11 protein-coding genes are annotated in these 18888 nt (G+C 67.3%); 9 read left to right on the top strand and 2 right to left on the bottom strand.

All coding sequences use genetic code 11. From position 1 onward, the window contains the following. Positions 1–24: 24 nt before the first annotated feature. The 9 genes from ASE67_RS15850 (at position 25) to ASE67_RS15890 (ending at position 16745) form a co-directional block, all read left to right on the top strand. A complete protein-coding gene (locus ASE67_RS15850) occupies positions 25–1911 on the top strand; it encodes a sodium:solute symporter family protein (RefSeq protein WP_055763559.1) in 1887 nt (628 codons plus the stop codon). After that, a complete protein-coding gene (locus ASE67_RS15855) occupies positions 1908–4919 on the top strand; it encodes a GH92 family glycosyl hydrolase (RefSeq protein ID WP_156348647.1) in 3012 nt (1003 codons plus the stop codon). Before ASE67_RS15850 ends, ASE67_RS15855 begins: the two co-directional genes overlap by 4 nt. Then, a complete protein-coding gene (locus ASE67_RS15860) occupies positions 4916–7321 on the top strand; it encodes a glycoside hydrolase family 2 protein (protein WP_055763562.1) in 2406 nt (801 codons plus the stop codon). Before ASE67_RS15855 ends, ASE67_RS15860 begins: the two co-directional genes overlap by 4 nt. After that, complete coding sequence (locus ASE67_RS15865) at positions 7318–8952, top strand: endo-beta-N-acetylglucosaminidase (RefSeq protein ID WP_082457189.1); 1635 nt, start codon at positions 7318–7320, stop codon at positions 8950–8952. Before ASE67_RS15860 ends, ASE67_RS15865 begins: the two co-directional genes overlap by 4 nt. A 141-nt stretch (positions 8953–9093) precedes the next feature. Continuing rightward, positions 9094–12156: a TonB-dependent receptor gene (locus tag ASE67_RS15870; protein WP_055763566.1), complete on the top strand. Its 3063-nt coding sequence runs from the start codon at positions 9094–9096 to the stop codon at positions 12154–12156. Positions 12157–12245: 89 nt separating this feature from the next. After that, the gene (locus tag ASE67_RS15875; protein WP_055763568.1) at positions 12246–13754 is read left to right on the top strand and encodes a tryptophan halogenase family protein; all 1509 of its coding nucleotides are present in this window, start codon (positions 12246–12248) and stop codon (positions 13752–13754) included. Positions 13755–13791: 37 nt separating this feature from the next. Next, positions 13792–15339, top strand: coding sequence for a glycoside hydrolase family 125 protein (locus ASE67_RS15880; protein WP_055763570.1), 1548 nt, complete (start codon positions 13792–13794; stop codon positions 15337–15339). Positions 15340–15386: 47 nt separating this feature from the next. Further along, positions 15387–15998 carry a TetR/AcrR family transcriptional regulator gene (locus ASE67_RS15885; protein WP_055763572.1) on the top strand — a complete coding sequence of 204 codons (612 nt, stop codon included), beginning with the start codon at positions 15387–15389 and terminating at the stop codon, positions 15996–15998. Between the two features lie 327 nt (positions 15999–16325). Then, positions 16326–16745, top strand: coding sequence for a hypothetical protein (locus ASE67_RS15890; protein ID WP_055763573.1), 420 nt, complete (start codon positions 16326–16328; stop codon positions 16743–16745). 99 nt (positions 16746–16844) lie between these two features. Here the strand turns inward: ASE67_RS15890 and ASE67_RS15895 are convergent, their stop codons facing one another. Beyond that, the gene (locus ASE67_RS15895; protein ID WP_055763575.1) at positions 16845–18215 is read right to left on the bottom strand and encodes a sensor histidine kinase; all 1371 of its coding nucleotides are present in this window, start codon (positions 18213–18215) and stop codon (positions 16845–16847) included. After that, positions 18205–18870: a response regulator gene (locus ASE67_RS15900; RefSeq protein ID WP_055763578.1), complete on the bottom strand. Its 666-nt coding sequence runs from the start codon at positions 18868–18870 to the stop codon at positions 18205–18207. Before ASE67_RS15900 ends, ASE67_RS15895 begins: the two co-directional genes overlap by 11 nt. Positions 18871–18888: the final 18 nt, after the last annotated feature.

Here is an 18888-nt window from a genome sequence, read left to right on the forward strand (position 1 = left end):
GGCGCGGTAGTGGGGAGGGGCGGCGTGGCGCCGATCGACGGGCTGATCGTGCTCGCATATCTGGTGGCGACGCTGGCGATCGCGCTAAAGGTGCGGGCGCGGGCCGCCGAGAGCATCGACAGCTATTATCTCGGTAACAAGAAGATGCCGTGGTACCTGCTGTGCCTGTCCGACGCATCCGGCATGTTCGACATTTCGGGCACGATGTGGCTGTCGACGCTGCTATTCCTGTATGGGATGAAGAGCATCTGGCTGCCGTGGTTGTGGCCGGTGTTCAACCAGGTGTTCCTGATGGCCTACCTCGCCATCTGGCTACGGCGGTCGAACGTGCGGTCGGGGGCGGAATGGATCCTGTTCCGGTTCGGCGACAATCGCGGCAGCCGGCTGTCGCATCTGTCGGTCGTGCTGTTCTCGGTTATCTGTGTCGTCGGGTTCCTTGTCTATGCGTTTGTCGGCATCGGCAAGTTCATGGAATTGTTCCTGCCGTGGGAGGCGATCGGCCCGGCGCTGGGGTTGAGCCTGTCGCCGGCACAGGTGCCGGTCGCCTATGCGGTGTTCTTCACCACGCTGGTCACGGTCTATGTCGTGCTGGGCGGGTTGCCCGGCATCGTGTGGACCGACGTGCTGCAGTTCGCGATCATGACGCTGGCGGCGTTCTTCGTCGCGGGCATGGCGATGACGATGGTCACGCCCGAACAGATCGCGGCGGCGACGCCCAAAGGGTGGATGAGTCCGGGCTTCGGCTGGCATCTGGGGCTGGACTGGCGGGCGATCCGGCCGGAGGCGGCGGCGAAGATTGCGGGCGATGGCTATGAACTGTTCACCGCGCTGATGATGATGATGCTGTTTTCGGGCATCCTGAAGAGCGCGGCGGGGCCGGCGCCGAGCTATGACATGCAGCGGGTGCTGGCGACGCGATCCCCGCGCGATGCGGCGAAGGTCACCGGGTTCGTGTCGGTGGTGCTGATGCCGATCCGGTACCTGATGATCGCGGGCTTCACCGTGCTGGCTTTGGTGTTCGTCGACCGGCTCGACCTGGCGTCGGGGGGCAAGGTCGATTTCGAGAATTTGCTGCCCGCCGCGATCCAGGCGTTCATGCCGGCCGGCGTGCGCGGGGTCATCGTCACCGGGTTGCTCGCCGCATTCATGGCGACCTTTGCCTCCAGCCTGAATGCCGCGCCGCTCTACATCGTCAACGACGTGTACCGGCGGTACGTGAACCCGGATGCGTCGCAGCGGCTGCTGGTGCGGCTGAGCTATGCGGTGTCGGTCGCGGTCGTGCTGCTGGCGATGGGGATCGGGCTGTTCGTCGCGTCGATCAACGATGCGCTGCAATGGATCGTGTCGGGGCTGTGGGGCGGGTACACCGTGTCGAACGTCATCAAATGGTATTGGTGGCGCTTCAACGGCGAGGGTTATTTCGCCGGGATGGTCGCCGGGATCGCCTGTTCGCTGAGCTTTCCGTTCGTGTTCGCGCCCGTCCTGCCGCAGGCAGGGGCGATCCTGCCGCTGTACCTCTTTCCGCTCATCATACTGGTGTCGGGGGCGGTGGCGATCGGGGCCAGTTTGCTGACGAAGCCGACCGATCCGGCGGTGCTGCTCGGCTTCTATCGGCAGGTGCGGCCGTGGGGCTTCTGGGGTCCGGTGCAGGTATTGTTGCAGGCGGAAAACCCGGCCGCGCAGCCCAATCGCGATCTGCCGCGCAATGCGTTCAATATCGTCGTTGGCACGCTGATGCAGACCGCGCTGGTCGCGACGCCGGTATTCCTGGTGGTCAAGAATTTTGCCGCCATGGCCGCGTGCCTGGCCGTGGTGCTGATGTGTGGAGGGATTTTGTGGCGGACCTGGTATCGGCGGCTGGCCGACTGGCCCGAGGACATGGCCGACGGGCCGGCGGGGTGGCGCGCGTGAGGGTGCTGGCGGGCGCGATGCTGCTGGCGCTGGCTTTTCCCGCCATGGGGCCGGCCGTGGCGCAGGAGGCGGACGATCCGGTGCAATGGGTCGATCCGATGATCGGCACTGATGGCGACGGCCATGTCTTTCCGGGCGCGACGCTGCCGTTCGGGATGGTGCAGTTGAGCCCGTCGAACAGCCGCGACGGATGGAAATGGACGTCGGGCTATCATTACAGCGACACCGTGATCGACGGGTTCGCGCATACCCATATCAGTGGCGCGGGGCTGGGGGCGCTGGGCGACATATTGCTGATGCCGACGCGGGTGGCGGGGACGGCGATGGGTGCGCTAGACACGCCCGGCAGCGGCTATCGCTCGCGCTTCTCGCACGATCGGGAGAAGGCGGCGGCGGGCTATTACCGCGTCCACCTCAATGATGCCGATGTCGATGTCGAACTGACGACGACGCTGCGCACCGGCTTCCACCGCTATCGCTTCAACGGGCCGGAGGATCGTTATGTGGTGATCGATCCGATCCATGCGGTCGGCGACGATCATGCACTGGAAAGCGGGATCGAGGTCGTGTCCGACCGCGAGATTCGCGGGTGGCGGCGGACGATCGGGTCGTCGGCGGGCGCGCGCACCGTCTATTTCGTGGCGCGCTTCTCGCAGCCTTTCGATGCAAGCCAGTTGACCGAAGCCGACCGGCCGGTCGCCGGGGCAGCGGGCAAGGGCGCGGCGCGGCGGGCCTATGTCCGGTTTGCGAAGGATGTGGGGCAGGTCGAGGTCGCGGTGGCGATCTCGCACGCTTCGGCGCAAGGGGCGCTGGCCAATTTTCGGGCGGAGGCCGAGGGGCAAAGCTTCGACGCGGTACGCCGCGCGGCGCAGGCGACGTGGGCAAAGCGGCTGTCGGCGATCCGGATCGACGAGGCGGATGCGAAGAAGAAGCGCATCTTCTACACTGCCAGCTATCACGCGGCGATCGCCCCCAATCTGGTGTCCGACGTGACCGGCGACTATCGGGTGGAGGGCAGGGTGCTGCGCTCGGCCATCCCGCAGCTCAGCAATTTTTCGAACTGGGACACGTATCGCGCGGTCCATCCGCTGCTGGCCATCGTCGATCCGCGACAGGCCGGCGGCATCGTCGCCAGCATGGTGTCGCGCCACCGTGATGCCGCCCTGATCCTGCCCAGCTGGGAAGCGGTCGGACATGATAACCGGGTGATGATCGGCTATCCGATCGTGTCGATCATTGCCGATGCGGTCCTCAAGGGGCTGCCGGGCGTCGATCCCGCCAGCGCCTATGCCGCGATCCGGGCGAGCGCGTTCGACCGGACCAAGCACAGCAACGTCTATGACCTGAACGGCATGGATGGCTATCTGCGCTATGGCTTTGTGCCGGCGGACGTCGCCAGTTCGGTGTCGAAGACGACCGAGCAGAATTACGAGGACTGGACGATCGGGCAGGTCGCGGCGAAGCTGGGCCGGGCCGACGATGCCACATTGTTTGCGCAGCGTGCGACCGGGTGGCGGCAATTGTACGACCCGGCCTCCGGCTGGCTGTTGCCGCGGCTGGCCGACGGGCGGCTTGCACCAATGCGGCGGGACGATTGGGGGGACCTCAACCGCCATTACGTGTCGGGCAATATCTGGGCCTATTCCGCCTACACCCCGCACGACATGGCGGCGGCGATCCGGCTGCATGGCGGGCGGGCGGCGTATGGCGACTGGCTCGACCGTATTTTCCGCGACGCGACGCCGATCGGGGGCGAGCAGCATGTCGACCTGTCGGGCTTTGTCGGGCGCTATGGCCATGGCGACGAGCCGGGGCATCAGATGCCGTACCTCTTCAACCTCGCCGGACAGCCGGGGCGCACGCAATATTATGTGAACCGCGTCGTGCGCGAAATGTATTCGGATCGGCCGGGCGGGTTGGTCAACAATGACGATCTGGGCCAGATGTCGGCATGGTATGTGTTCAGCACGCTGGGCTTCTACCCCGTCGCGCCGGGCGACCTGACCTATCAGATCGGTGCGCCCTATCACCGCCGCGCGACGCTGACCCTGCCCGGTGGGCGGAGGTTTGCGGTCGAGGCGGACGGGCTGTCGGCGCGCAATATCTATGTCCAGTCGGCGACGCTGAACGGACAGCCGCTGACTGTCAGCTATCTGACACACCGGCAGTTGCTGGCGGGCGGTACGCTGCGCTTCGTGATGGGGGCGCAGCCGTCGCGCTGGGGCAGTCGGCCGGAGGATAGCAGCCTTGGCGCGTTCGACGATCGGGCACAGGTGGCGGTGGTGCAGCGTGCCCCCTGGGCGCCCTATGATCCGGTCGACGATCCGCGCTTTGCCGTGACGCGCGACGTTACATTGCAGGCGGCGGGGGGTACGATCCGCTATAGCCGCGACGGGGGCGAGCCGACGTTGCGCTCGACCCGTTATGGCGCGCCGGTGCGGATCGATCGCGATACCGTGATCCGTGCCGCCGCGTTCGATGCGAAGCTGGGGCGCAGCACGACGCTGGAGCGGCACTATGTTCGCAGCCTGCTGAAAGGACTGGCCCCCGGTTTCCCGCGCATCGCGGTGGCGGAGGACGGGATCGGCTATGGCGCGAAGGACGGCGCGATGCTGATCGACGGCGTGATCGGCGGGCAGGCCTATGGCGACAAGCGCTGGACCGGGCGGGTCGGTGACATCACCGCGACGATCGACCTCGGCAGCTCGAGACCGGCGCGGACGCTGACCATCGGCTATCTCGATGATGCGATGAACGGCATCCTGCCGCCGCGCCGGTTCGAGGTGCTGGCCGGCGACGATCCCGCCCGCCTGACCCCGATCGCCACGCGTGATATCGGCCCGTGGCAGGGCGTTACCCAGCGGGTCGAGCGGATCGCTATCCCGCTGCCCGGTCGCCCGTACCGCCATTACCGCGTCCGCGCGGTCGCGTGGGGCGACATGCCCGCCTCCCTCAAGCCGCCGGGCAAGCCGGCCTGGCTGTTCCTCGACGAGATCAACCTGCAATGATGCCTGCCACGACCCGCCGCGCGATCGACAGCGGCTGGACCTTTCGCCAGTCGGGGGCGGAACGCTGGCTGCCGGCGCAGGTGCCGGGGTCGAACTTCACCGACTTGTGGCGCGCCGGGGTGGTCGAGGACCCGTATCATCGCGACGCCGAACCGCGCCTGCAATGGATCGAGCGCTCAGACTGGGAGTATCGCTGCACCTTCGACGTGACGGCGGAGGAACTGGCGGGCGACAGCGTGGCGCTGGTGTTCGACGGCCTCGATACGCTGTGCGACGTGTCGCTGAACGGCGCGGCGCTGTTGTCGAGCGACAATATGTTCCGGTCGCATCGGGTCGAGGTGAAGGATCGGCTGCGTGTCGGTGCAAACGAACTGGTGCTGCTGTTCCGATCGCCGGTGTTTTATGGTGAGGCGCGCCAGGCGGCGGACGGCTTCACCTATCCGGCGGAGAACGACAAAACCGACGTCCATGCCAGCGTCTATGTGCGCAAGGCGCCCTATCATTTCGGCTGGGACTGGGGGCCGAAATATGTGCCCTCCGGCGTGTGGCGGCCGGTGTGGCTGGATGTGGTGCGGCGCGGGCGGATCGTCGACGTGCAGTACCGGATCGAGGCATTGAGCGAGGCGCAGGCCGTCGTCGCGTTCGACGTCGCGGTCGAAGGCGCGGGCGAGGTCGAGATCGCTTGCGACGTCGAGGGCATCGCGCCGGTACGCGGCACGACGGCGCGGGTGGTGATCGACAACCCGCGCCGGTGGTGGCCGAACGGGCTGGGCGAGGCGTTCCTGTATCGCTTCACCGCGACGCTCCATGACGATGCCGGGGTGATCGACCGGGCGAGCACCCGCGTGGGCCTACGTACCATCCACGTGCGCAACGAGCCGGATGCGATCGGCGAGTGTTTCGAGATCGAGGTGAACGGCCGCCGCACCTTCATGAAGGGCGCGAACTATATCCCGTTGGACAGCTTCCTCGAACGGGTGACGCCGGAGCGCTACCGCCAGTTGTTCCGCGATGCGGTCGACGCGAACATGAACATGCTGCGGGTATGGGGCGGCGGGACGTATGAAAGCGACCTGTTCCACGACCTGGCCGACGAACATGGCATCCTGATCTGGCAGGATTTCATGTTCAGCTGCACACTGTATCCGTCCGACCCTGCCTTCCTCGCGAATGTCGCGGAGGAAGCGCGGCAGCAGATCCGGCGGTTGCGGCGGCATCCTTCGCTGGCGCTGTGGTGCGGCAATAATGAGGTGTCGCTGGGCATCGCGCATTGGGATTGGCCGACGACGTTCGGCTATCCACCGGAATTGTTCGAGCGGCTGGTCACGGCCAATCGCGACCTGTTCGAGCGGCTGCTGCCCGAGCTGGTCGCCGAGCAGGACCCGGAGCGGTTCTATCTGCCGTCGTCGCCGATCGGCTTCTGGAACGACCCCGCCGACGATTGCCGCGGCGACAATCATTATTGGGGCGTGTGGCATGGCGAGGAGCCGCTGAGCGCCTATGCCGAGCGGGTGCCGCGCTTCATGAGCGAATACGGGTTCCAGTCCTACCCCGACATCGCTTCGGTCGAGCACTTCACCGACCCCGAAGATCGCGTGGTGGGGTCTGCGGTATTGGCGCTGCACCAGAAGCACCCACGCGGCGACGCGATCATCGGGCGGTTTCTGCGTCACCATTACGGCGAACCGCGCGATTTCGCGGCCTTTTGTACGCTCAGCCAGCTGACCCAGGCCGATGGCTTACGCATCGCGTTCGAGGCGCATCGCCGGGCGATGCCGCGCTGCATGGGTTCGCTCTACTGGCAGTTCAACGATTGTTTCCCGGCAATCTCGTGGTCGAGCATCGACTATTACGGCCGGTGGAAGGCGCTGCAGTATCAGGCGGCCCGGTCGTTTGCCCCGCTGATCCTGTCGGCCGAGCCGGTGGACGACGGCTATGCGATCCATGTCGTGTCGGACCTGATCGATCCGATCGAGGCGGAGCTGGTGGCCGAACGGATCGGGTTCGACGGCACGCTGCACTGGCGGCTGGCGGAGCCGATGACGGTAGCTGCGAACACCGCCGCCATCGTCGCGCACGTGCCGGCGGCGGCAGGCGATGTGCTGGTCAGCCGGATCGTCGCGGCTTCGGGCGAACTGGCCCGCGACGTGCGGATGGTGCGCGATGCGACCGCCTGTCGCCTGCCCGATCCGGGGCTGTCGGTGCGGATCGCGGACGGTGCCGTCATGGTGCGCGCGGAGCAGTTTGCGCGGGCGGTGAAGATCGTGGTCGATGCAGGTAATCTGACCGACAATTATTTCGACCTGTTGCCGGGCGAGGAACGGCGGGTGACGTTGCGTGCGGGACGGTTGGCCGACGATGCCGCTGTCGCAGCATCCAGCTTGGTCGATTGGATCGCATGAGGGGAGCGGTTGCCGCTGCCGCGCTAATCGCGGCTGCCCCGGCGGCGGGGCAGGGGGCACCATTGTCGCTGACCATCGACGAACTGCGGCGCTGGACCCCGGACGGGGCGACCGCCGATCCGGGCAATGTCGCGCGGGTACCGGTCGCGCGGCGTTTCGTCGCCCGGCCGCTGCGGCGGGGCGCGGCGATCGATCCGCAGGTCCGCGTGCTCTATGCCCCGGACGGGATGAACGACCTGGGCGGTGAGCGCGGGCGGCAGACACGGTTCAACGGCTATGTCGTCACCCATTGGCCGCAGATCGACACGCTGGCGTGGTTCGCGGGCACGGCGGATCGCGGCATCAACCTGCCGTCTCGCGGCTGGGTGGAGGCGGCGCATCGCAACGGCGTCGAGGTCATCGGCACGGTGTTTTTCGCGCCCGTCGCGTGGGGTGGATCGGCCGAAACCGTCGCGTCCTTCCTGCGCCGCGATGCGCAGGGGCATTTCCCGGCGGCACGGCAGCTGGTGCGGATCGCGCGCCATTATGGCTTCGACGGCTGGTTCGTGAATGCCGAGACTGCGGGCGCAGACGGCGCAGCGATGATCGATTTCATGGCCGAACTCCGCGCGGTCGCACCAGCCGGCATGACGATCCACTGGTACGACGCGCTGCTGCCCGATGGGCGGGTGCGGTGGCAGAACGCGCTGACCCCGGCCAATGCCCGGTTTTTGCAGGACGGGACGCGGCGCACGGCGGACGCGATGTTCCTCAACTACGACTGGACGCGGGCGGGACTGGCCACGGGGGCGGCGCTGGCGGAGCGGATGGGGCGTAGCCGCTACGACGTGTTCATCGGTGCCGACCTGTGGCCGGCACGCGATGCCCAGCCGGCGTTTCGCAACAGCGGCTGGCTGGACGCGCTACGCGAACGACCCGGCGGGCGGGCCTATGGCTCGATCGCGCTGTTCGCGCCGCATTTCAGCTATAGCTGGCCGGGCGATGCCCGCACGCCGCGCTTCAGCGATTTCGCGCAGGACCCCCGCGATGTGGCGCGCTTCGAGGATGCCGAGCGCCGGTTGTTCGCGGGTGACGGGCGCGATCTGGGCAGGGTCGGCGGCACAGGCTGGCCGGGCGTGGCCTCGCTTGCGCCGACCAAAGGGCTGGTGCCGGCCTTGCCCTTCACCACCAGCTTCAACACCGGCCATGGTCGGGTCGAGGCGCGGGGCGGCAGTATCGTTGGCGGCCCGTGGCATGACATGGCGCGACAGGATGCGCTGCCGACGTGGCAGTTCGCGACGCTGGGCGCGCGACTGGTCACGGTCGGTTATGATTACGACGCGCCGTTTCAGGGCGGGTCGTCGCTGCGGATCGCGCCACAGGCGGCGGGCGGGCGGGTGACGGTGCCGCTCTACACGCTGCGGCTGGGGCAGGCGGTCACGGTGACGGCAGTGACGCGGGGCGGGGCGGGCTATGCCGTGCGCGTCGGGCGATCCAGCCGCCCCGTTGTCGCCAGTGCCGGATGGCGACAGACCCGCTGGTGCGTGCGACCGGGCGCGGGGGAGGTGCGCGTGTCGGTCATCGTCCGTCGCGCCGCCCGCCACGCCCTGCACTTGGGTCAGCTGTCGGTCGAGGCCTGCTGCCGGGATTAGAAAGACTCTTGACATATTCACCGTGCGTTGTGCATGTAATCGATTACATTATCAAGGGCAGCTCGAGTCGGCATGAGACCGGACGACTGCGCAGCAGCGAGGCGGGCGGTTCGGGCCGCCGCTGAAAAAGGGGAGGACGGGATGAAGAATTTTCGGATGGGCGAGCACGTGCGGGCGGGGCTGATGACCGGTGTCGCGGTCGCCGGCATGATCGGCTTTGCCACGGCGGCGCAGGCGCAGGCGACGGTCGGGGCCGATCCGGTCGCGACCGATACGCCGGCGACGAATGCCGATGAAGGGCAGGGCGACGGTGAAATCCTCGTCACCGGCTATCGATCGTCGATCGACCGCAACCTGCGCGACAAGCGCAATTCGGCCGCCGTCGTCGAGGTCATCACCGCCGAGGACATCAGCAAATTCCCCGACCGCAACGTCGCCGACGCGCTGCAGCGCGTGCCGGGCGTGGTCATCACCCGTGATGGCGGCGAAGGGCGCACGGTCAGCGTGCGCGGCCTGCAACCCGACCTGACGCTGACGCTGCTCAACGGCAATTACATCGCGTCGTCGGAGACGAACAGCGAGGCGACCCGCTCGTTCAACTTCCTGCTGATGCCGTCGAACCTGCTGGGCAAGGCCGAGCTGTTCAAGTCGTCCGAAGCACGCATCGACGAAGGCGGCATCGGCGGCACGGTGATCCTGCACACCCGCCGTCCGCTCGACCTGCCAGCATGGTCGGGCTTCGTGACGGCCGAGGGCACCTATGCCGACACGACGAAGGGCGTCGATCCGCAGCTGTCGGGTCAGCTGTCGTGGAAGAACAAGGACGAGACGTTCGGCGTGCTGGTCAGCGCGACGTGGCAGAAGCGCCAGACGCGCACGATGAGCGCCACGACCGAGGACTGGCTGTGGTACGATCAGAACCCGGCGCGCAGCGGCGTCGACGTCAACGGCACGCCGTTCTCGCCACAGCCCAGCGAATGGTGGGGCCAGTCGGGCTTCAACGATCAGAATGGCCGGCTATATTCGGGCTTCTTCATGCCGACCGCCGTCAATTTCGGCATCCGCGACGAAAATCGCGAACGGCTGGGCGTCCAGGCGACGGCGCAGTGGCGGCCGACCGATGGGCTGACGCTGACCGCCAATTATTTCCGGTTCAACCTGACCGGCGATTACGTCAACAATTCGCTGAAGATTCCGGAATGGAACATCGCCCGCTTCAACGGGGACGGCAACTGGGCGGGCGGTCGCCTGCTCGACAAGCTGACCTTCGACCCCAGCGGGACGATCGTCACCGGCGCGCAGTTCAGCCTGGTCAACGGCAAGCAATATTATTGCAGCGAGGCACAGGCAGCGGCCGGCGGCCAGCGTCCCGGCGGCTGGGGGCCGGACGATTGCACCGTCCCCACCCCACAGCTGACCGGTGGCTACAGCCGCGAGGAAGCGCTGTCGCAGACCGCCGATTTCGAGGCGGAATATAAGAGCGACAATTTCGTCGGTGCCATCAAGCTCGGCCGCACCTGGTCCGAAGGCGGGCCGTCGATCAACTTCCGCATGTCGGCCAAGCCGCGCGTGGCGGTGAACGGTGCCTATCAGCCCGGCAACCGCTTCAGCGCGTGGGACCTGACCGGCACCCCGACCATGACCTTTTCGCCCGACCTGCAGGATCGCATCCTGGGCGGCCTCGCCGAGATCGATGTCGGGTCGACGGATTCGTCGTGGATCAACACCCGCATCTCGCAATATTATGGTCAGGCCGATGGTACGTGGCTGGTGTCGAACGGGGCGTTCGATTCATTGCAGTTCGGTGTGAAATATCGCGACGGCACGGTGCATCGCAACACCGGCAACACCATCTGGAACTGTCCGGGCACGACCACCCGCTATCAACAGTGCGATACGACGGCCAGCACCGCGCGGCCCGAATTCTTCCTGTCGAACCCGATCACCAACATCCCCGGCGGGTTCGCGGCGAACGTGTTCCCCGGCATCAACTTCACCAATTATCTCAGCTATCTCGACGACCGCTATGGCGGGTCGGTGCGGTTCGAGGAGCCGGACTTCATCTACAATGTGGGTGAAAAGATCTGGTCGGGGTACCTGCAGGCGAACATCAAGAGCGATCGCCTGCGCGGCAATTGGGGCGTGCGGGTCGTTCATACGAACCAGCGCGCGGAATCGACCGATGCGGTCGAACGCTTCCTCGATTATTTCGCCGATGGTCCCGATGGCCGTCCGCTCGCCTGTACGCCGGGTGCGGCCAACCAGATCTGCGAGAGCGGGTTCGTGCGGGCCGAGGTGCGGCAGAAGACGTTCGAGCTGAACACGCTGGAAAAGACCTATACCGACGTTTTGCCCAGCCTGAACCTCGCGTTCGACGCCACGTCGAACCTCGTCGTGCGCGGTGCGGTGGCGAAGGTCATCGCGCGGCCGGCGTTCACCAACCTCGCCTTTCCCGGCGCGCTGAACTTCGTGTCGGAGGAATATAGCAGCGACCGCGTGGCCGGTGGCGGCACCAGCCAGCCCGGCTGGACCGGCAGCGGTTCGAACAAGGACCTGGAAGCGTTCCAGGCATGGCAATACGACATCGGCCTCGAATGGTATTACCATCGCGGATCGGTGATCGGCGTCGGCCTGTTCCGCAAGGACGTGAAGAACTTCGTCGTGCCGGTGTCGCAGGATCAGGCGGTGACGATCGGCGGAGAGACGGTCAACGTCCGCAACTTCTCGACCCAGGCCAATGGGCAGGACGGCGTGTCGCAGGGTATCGAATTCTACGCCCAGCATACGTTCGATTTCGGGGTGGGGTATCAGGCCAACCTGACCTTCAACGACACGAACCTTGCCGCCGTCGTGCTGAACGGTCGGGAGATCGCCAAGTCGCCGCTGGTCGGCAGTGCCGAGAACCAGGCGAACTTCACGCTGTTCTATGAAAACGACAAGTTCCTGGCGCGCGCATCGTACAACCGCCGGGGCGAGGTGGTGAACGGGACGCACAACCAGCTGACGATCTACACCGAACCCTATGAGCAGGTGGACCTGAACGTCGCGTACAACCTGACGCCGCAGCTGGTGCTGACGGCTTCGGTGCTGAACCTGACCAAATCGGAGCTGCGCCAGCATCTGGGCGACGATACGAAGGCCCGTTTCTGGACCAACGGTTATTCCGGCCGCATCCTGTTCGCCGGGGCAACCTTCAAGTTCTGACGGCACGGTACCGGTTCGACGCAGCGCACGGGCTGTGTCGGACCGGTCGCGCTGATACGACCGGCGGCATGCAAAGGGAGCAACGCCGAATGACCGACAACCGCATCCGGACCATCGTCGTGCTGGGCGGCGGCAGCGCCGGCTGGATGGCGGCGGCGGCGCTTGCCACCTATCTGGGGCGCGGCGTGTCGGTGCGGCTGGTCGAATCCGAAGAGGTCGGCATCGTCGGCGTGGGGGAATCGAGTGTCCCCCATATGAAGACGTTCAACAGCGAGACGCTGGGCATCGACGAACGTACATTCGTGACGCGCACCAATGCCACGTTCAAGCTTGGCATCCGCTTCACCGACTGGGGGCGGATCGGCGACAGCTACATCCACGGCTTCGGTACGATCGGACAGGGGCTGGGGCCGCTGCCGTTCCACCAGCTCTGGCTGCGGCGGTTCCTGGCCGGCAAGGCCGCGCCGCTTGGCGACTATTCGCTCCAGACCGTGGCTGCGCCCGCCGGTCGGTTCCAGTGGAACGGCCCGCCGGGTTCGCTGCTGTCGGACATTGCCTATGCCTATCACCTCGACGCCGTGCTCTACGCCCGGTTCCTGCGCGAGCTGGCCGAACGACGCGGGGTCGAGCGGATCGAAGGGAAGGTCGTCGACGTCGAGCAACAGGGTGAGAACGGCCATGTCGCCGCGATCACGCTGGCCGATGGCCGGCGGGTCGAGGGCGAGTTCTTCATCGATTGCTCCGGCTTTCGCGGGGTGTTGATCGAGCAGACGCTGAAGACCGGCTATCTCGACTGGCGACACTGGCTGCCGTGCGACCGGGCGTTCGCGGTCCCGTCGGAGACGGTCGGGCCGCCCATGCCCTATACCGAAGCGGCGGCGCGCTCGTCCGGATGGCAATGGCGCATTCCGTTGCAGCACCGGGTCGGCAACGGCCATGTCTATTCGAGCGCGTATGAAAGCGACGAGCAGGCGATGGCGACGCTGCTCGATACGCTGCAGGGACAGGCGCTCGACGTACCGCGCCAGTTGCGGTTTACGGCGGGGCGGCGGGTGAAGGCCTGGAGCGGCAATGTCGTGGCGCTGGGCCTTGCCGCCGGGTTCCTCGAACCGCTGGAATCGACCGGCATCTATCTGGCGCAGGCAGGTATCCGGCGATTGCTGGGCCTGTTTCCCGGGCGCGACTTCGACCCGGCGCTGGCCGATCGGTTCAACCGGGAAACTGCGCTCGAATATGAGCGTACCCGCGACTTCCTGGTACTGCATTACAAGGCAACGACGCGCGACGACACGCCGTTCTGGCGCTATTGCCGGACGATGGACGTGCCCGATCCGCTGCGCGAGGCGATCGAGCTGTTCCGCGCCGATGGCCGCTATTTCCGCAATGGCGAGGATTTCTTCGCATTGCCCAGCTGGGTGCAGGTGATGATCGGACAGGGGATCGTGCCCGCCGATTACCACCCGATCGTCGATGCCATGCCCGAGGGGCATCTCGACCAGTATCTGGCGCGGGTACGGGGCGACATCGCCGGCGCGGTCGCCGCCATGCCGCCGCACCACCAGTTCATCGACCACCATTGCAAGGCGACGGTTGCCTGACCGCCCGCCCACCCTGTTTACCAACGGAGACTGCCCGATGCCGACCGACCGCCGCACGTTGATGACGCAGGGCGCGCTGCTGGGCGCGGGGCTGGCGACCGGGGGTTTCGCGACGGCGCAGGGCAAGCCGGCCTTTGCGAGCAAGCGCCCGGCACCCGCCGACCGCCGGTTCGTGAGCAAGTCGGTCGAGCAGGAGATCGCGCGGGTCAGCGGGATGATCGCCGATCCCGAACTGGCGTGGCTGTTCGCCAACGCCTATCCCAACACGCTCGACACCACGGTGCGGATGGGGATGGTCGGGGGCAAGCCCGACAGCTTCGTCATCACCGGCGACATCCCCTGCCTGTGGCTGCGCGATTCGGCGGCGCAGGTGAAGTCGTACCTGCATCTGGCGCCGAGGGACGCGAAGCTGCGCGAGCTGTTCCGCGGGCTGATCGCGCGTCACGCCCGCTCGGTCCTGATCGACCCCTATGCCAATGCCTTCATGGAAGACCCGACCGCCAAGACCTCGCTCGAATGGGCCAAGGTCGACGAAACCGAGATGAAGCCGGGGGTGGCGGAGCGGAAGTGGGAGATCGATTCGCTCTGCTATTCGATGCGGCTGAGCCATGGATACTGGTCCACCACCCGCGACGCCGCGCCGTTCGACGCGACCTGGGCGGAGGCGATGCGCGCGATCGTGCGCACCTTCCGCGAACAGCAGCGCAGGCAGGGCCCCGGACCCTACAAGTTCCAGCGCGCGAGCCGTCAGCCGACCGAGACGCTGCTCGCCGGCTATGGCGCGCCGACGCGCAAGGTGGGCATGATCCATTCGGGCTTCCGCCCGTCAGACGATGCCTGCCAGTATCCGCTGTTCGTGCCGGCCAACATGTTCGCGGTGACGACGCTGCGCGAAATGGCGCAGGTCGCCAACGAGGCGCGCAAGGACGCCGCGCTCGCCAACGATGCGACCGCGCTGGCGAACGAGGTCGCCGCCGCCGTGGCGCAGCATGGCACGATGCGGCTGCCCGACGGGCGCGACGTGTGGGCCTATGAGGTCGATGGCTTTGGCAATGCGATCTTCATGGACGATGCGAACGTGCCCTCGCTCTCCAGCCTCGCGTGGCTCGGCTGCGTCGCCCCGACCGACGCGCGGTGGCAGCGGACGGCGGCGGCGGCATGGAGCGAGGCGAACCCGTGGTTCTTCAAGGGGCGCGCGGGCGAGGGGATTGGCGGGCCGCACCAGGGCATGGACTATATCTGGCCGATGTCGCTGATCGTGCGCGGGCTGACCGCCACCGACGATGCGACGGGCGAGGGGATTGGCGGGCCGCACCAGGGCATGGACTATATCTGGCCGATGTCGCTGATCGTGCGCGGGCTGACCGCCACCGACGATGCGACGATCCTCAAATGCCTCGCGACGCTGAAGCGCACCCATGCCGGCACCGGCTTCATCCACGAGGCGTTCGAAAAGGACGATGCGGCCAAGTTCACCCGCGACTGGTTCGCCTGGGCCAATGGCCTGTTCGGCGAGTTCATCCTCCACCTCGCCGCCACCCGGCCGCAGCTGCTCAGGGCACCGCTCGACCGCATCGCCGTTTGACATAGGGGGCTTGTCCGGGCGGCGGAAAGGAATATGTACCAGCCGTTATGGAAAAGACCGTCACGGCCGCCGCCAAGGGCCGCCCCAGAGAATTCTGCACCGACCGGGCGCTGGCAGCGGCGCTCGGCGTCTTCTGGTCCAAGGGCTATGACGGCGCGTCGATGGCCGAGCTGACCGACGCGATGGGGATTACCAAGCCCAGCCTGTACGCCGCGTTCGGCAACAAGGAGGCGCTGTTCCACAAGGCGCTCGACCTCTATGAAGCCGAGAAGCTGGAATATATGCGCAAGGCATTGCAGCAGCCGACCGCGCGCGGCGTCGCCGAAACCATCCTGCGCGGCGCGATCGAGGCGCAGACCAGCAGTTGCGATCCCAAGGGGTGCCTGGGCGTCATCAGCATGAATGCGTGCGGGGCCGAGGCGGGGTCGATCAAGGCCGATATCCTGCAGCGGCGCGCGTCGTCGCAGGCCGCACTGGTCGAACGGTTTGAACAGGCCAAGCGCGACGGCGACCTGCCCGACCATGTCGATATCGCCGGCCTGACCGGATATCTTTTCGCGATCCTGCAGGGGATGGCGGTGCAGGCCGGATCGGGCGCGACCCGTGCCGATCTGGAGCGCGTGGCCGCGACCAGCCTGATGATGTGGCCGGGGCGATAGTATATTCTACCGACCGGTATAAAAGTCATTGACGGCTCGTTTCGCTGTTAATATACCGGTCAGTATAGAAGGGGTGGCCGACGTGACCGCCTCCGGCTTTCGCAAGGATGCCGCTATGCCCGAACCTGCTTTCCGCGCGTCGTCCCGGTAATTCGGCGGCACGCGCCACCCATTTTTCATCGTCGACAGACCTGCCCCCGCCCGGTGACCGTGCCGTGGGGAGCGACGGTCTGCGTCCAGCTATTCGGCGTCACCCGCAAGGGGCCTTGGCGGCGGCACGACGTTGCCTGCCGGGCGAGGGATGCTGCCGCAAACGGGAGGAACTTCATGGCCTATCTTCATTTCTCCAGCGATCCGATCCTGTCGCCCTTCATCGGTGCCGATGTCATGGCGCCCGATGCCAGCCCCAAGAAAGCCGCCGCGACCGGGCTGACCGCGCTCGAATGGTCGGTCGTCGCGCTGGCGCAAGGCGATCGGATGGCGTCGCTGCGCGAACCGTCGCCCCTGTCGATCGCGCTGGGCCGGGTGTTCGGGCGGGGCGGTCGGTCGCCGACGCTGGCCGATCCCCGGCTGGAGGCGCTGCGACGCATGGCGGTGCTGAGCTGGCATCGCGGCTTTGCGGTGCCGACCCACGAACTGACCGCGTTCCTGCGCGCCGGCTTCACCACCGAACAATATGAAACGATGGTGGCAAGCATCGGCGCCGCGGTGTCGGACGCACGGACCCGGCGGCACGGCGATCACTGATCGCGGCTGGAGCGGTTTCCGCCCATCTTGCACCACCGTCATCGCCCTGCGGGCGACCGCTGACGCGGCGGAGGTCATCCAATATGGTCGGAAACCGCTCTATCTGGCGAACAGCAACGTCACGCGCAGCCCCGGCCGGTTGTCGGCGACCGCGATCGACAGACCCAGCCGCTGGGCTGCGGAACGGACGATCGCGAAGCCCAGCCCGCTGCCCTCGCTCCCCTGGCTGCTCGACAGGCGGGTGAAGCGGTTGCCCAGCCGCTCCAGATCGGCGGCGGGCAGGCCGGGTCCGTCATCGGCGACGGTGACCGCAACCCCCTGTGGCGTCGTCGCCAGTGCGATCACCACCCGGCCGCCGCGCCGGTTATAGCGGATCGCGTTGTCGAGCAGGTTCGACAGGATTTCGAACAACAGGGTGCGGTGGCTCTGGACGCTCGGCGCGTCGTCGGCGTCGAGGTCGACCTCGACCCCCGCCTCGATCGCCTGCGCGATGCGGCGGTTGAGGACGGCGATGGCCAGCTCGCGCAGGTCGACCGGTTCGAACGGCGGGGCGGTCCCGGCTTCTTCCGCGCGGGCGAGGGCCAGCAGCTGCTTGACCAGATGTTCCAGCCGGTCGGCGGCGTCGGCGATTTCGCCCAGTGCCGCCGGGTCGCCGCGCCGGGCCAGCGTCACCTGTAACTTCAATACCGCCAGCGGGGTCCGCATCTGGTGCGAGGCATCGGCGGTGAAGCGGCGCATGCCCGCGGTCGCGCTGTCCAGTCGGGCGAGGAGGTGGTCGAACGCCTGCGCCAATGGTCGCAGTTCGACCGGCAACGGCCCGGTGGCGAGCGGCGACAGGTCGGGCGTCGCGCGGGTATCGCGTGCCGCGACCACGCCGCGCAGGCGGGACAGGGGGCGCAGACTCCATCCGAGTGCCGGACGGATCAGCAGCATCGCGACGCCGATCAGCGCGAGTTCGCCGACGATCAGCGCCAGCAACAGCCGGCGTTGCAGCGCGTGGCGGCCGTCCAGCGTCTCGGCCACCTGCACGATCACCGGCTGGCCGATACGCGGTAGCGAGCGGCGGACCTCGGCGATGCGGATCGGCTGGTCGCGGTAGCTGGCGTCGCGAAAGCGGGGCATGTCGAGTGCCAGGTCGGCGATGCGCGGCGCGGACAGGTCGGCATAGCCGGTCAGCAGCCGGTCCCCGACCGCGATGCGGTAATATACATTGTCGCGCTCGCTATTCTCCAGCATCCCGAATGCGGCGGCGGGCAGGTCCATGGTGACCTCGCCCGCCTCCACCTGCACCGTCTCGGCGATGGCGCCCAGCGCGCCGCCCAGCACGCGGTCGTTGGTGCGCCGCACGACATCGGCGATCAGCGCCGCGCCCGCGACCCCCAGCAGGACGGCGATGGCGAGCATCGGCGCCAGCATCGCGGCCAGCAGCCGGGTGCGCAGCGCCGGGGCGCGGCCGGGATCAGCCGGCATCGAGCAGATAGCCGACGCCGCGCACCGTGCGGATCGCCGGCCCGTCGGGGGCGAGCTTGCCGCGCAGCCGGGTGATGTTCACCTCGATCGCGTTGGGGCCGACCGGATCGTCATAGCCGAACACTTCGGATTGCAGCGTTTCGCGCGGCACGATCTGTCCGGCGCGGGTGGCGAGCGCGTCCAGCACCGCCCATTCGCGCCGTCTGAGGTCCAGCATCCGTCCGCCGACCTGCGCTTGTCCGGTCGAGCGGTTGAGGGAGAGGGTGCCGATGACCAGTTCGGGCACTGGATCGCCGCCGCGCCGCCGGCCGAGTGCGCGGATGCGCGCCTCCAGCTCCTCGGGCGCGAAAGGTTTGCGCAGGTAATCGTCGGCACCGAGGTCCAGCCCGCGCACCCGGTCGTCCAGCGCGTCGCGTGCGGTCAGCATCAGCACCGGCACCTTGTCGCCCCGCCGTCGCAACGCCTGCAACACCGCGAACCCGTCCATGTCGGGCAGGCCGACGTCGAGCACGACCAGCGCATAGGGTTCGGTCGCCAGCACCATCAGCGCATCCTCGCCGCCGCCCACATGGTCGACCGCATGGCCCGCGCCGCGCAGCAGCGCGACGATGCTGCGCGCCAGCGGCGCGTCATCCTCGACGATCAGGATTCGCATCGGGACGCCGTGCGGTGA

It is taken from the genome of Sphingomonas sp. Leaf23 (assembly GCF_001421585.1).
Classification (GTDB): domain Bacteria; phylum Pseudomonadota; class Alphaproteobacteria; order Sphingomonadales; family Sphingomonadaceae; genus Sphingomonas.

What these genes read in the sequence shown, in the direction of transcription:
- ASE67_RS15885 (WP_055763572.1), top strand. Translation starts at nt 15,387, where the DNA reads ATGGAAAAGACCGTCACGGCCGCCGCCAAGGGCCGCCCCAGAGAATTC.
- ASE67_RS15870 (WP_055763566.1), top strand. Translation starts at nt 9,094, where the DNA reads ATGAAGAATTTTCGGATGGGCGAGCACGTGCGGGCGGGGCTGATGACC.
- ASE67_RS15875 (WP_055763568.1), top strand. Translation starts at nt 12,246, where the DNA reads ATGACCGACAACCGCATCCGGACCATCGTCGTGCTGGGCGGCGGCAGC.
- ASE67_RS15900 (WP_055763578.1), bottom strand. Translation starts at nt 18,870, where the DNA reads ATGCGAATCCTGATCGTCGAGGATGACGCGCCGCTGGCGCGCAGCATC.
- ASE67_RS15860 (WP_055763562.1), top strand. Translation starts at nt 4,916, where the DNA reads ATGATGCCTGCCACGACCCGCCGCGCGATCGACAGCGGCTGGACCTTT.
- ASE67_RS15865 (WP_082457189.1), top strand. Translation starts at nt 7,318, where the DNA reads ATGAGGGGAGCGGTTGCCGCTGCCGCGCTAATCGCGGCTGCCCCGGCG.
- ASE67_RS15880 (WP_055763570.1), top strand. Translation starts at nt 13,792, where the DNA reads ATGCCGACCGACCGCCGCACGTTGATGACGCAGGGCGCGCTGCTGGGC.
- ASE67_RS15890 (WP_055763573.1), top strand. Translation starts at nt 16,326, where the DNA reads ATGGCCTATCTTCATTTCTCCAGCGATCCGATCCTGTCGCCCTTCATC.
- ASE67_RS15895 (WP_055763575.1), bottom strand. Translation starts at nt 18,215, where the DNA reads ATGCCGGCTGATCCCGGCCGCGCCCCGGCGCTGCGCACCCGGCTGCTG.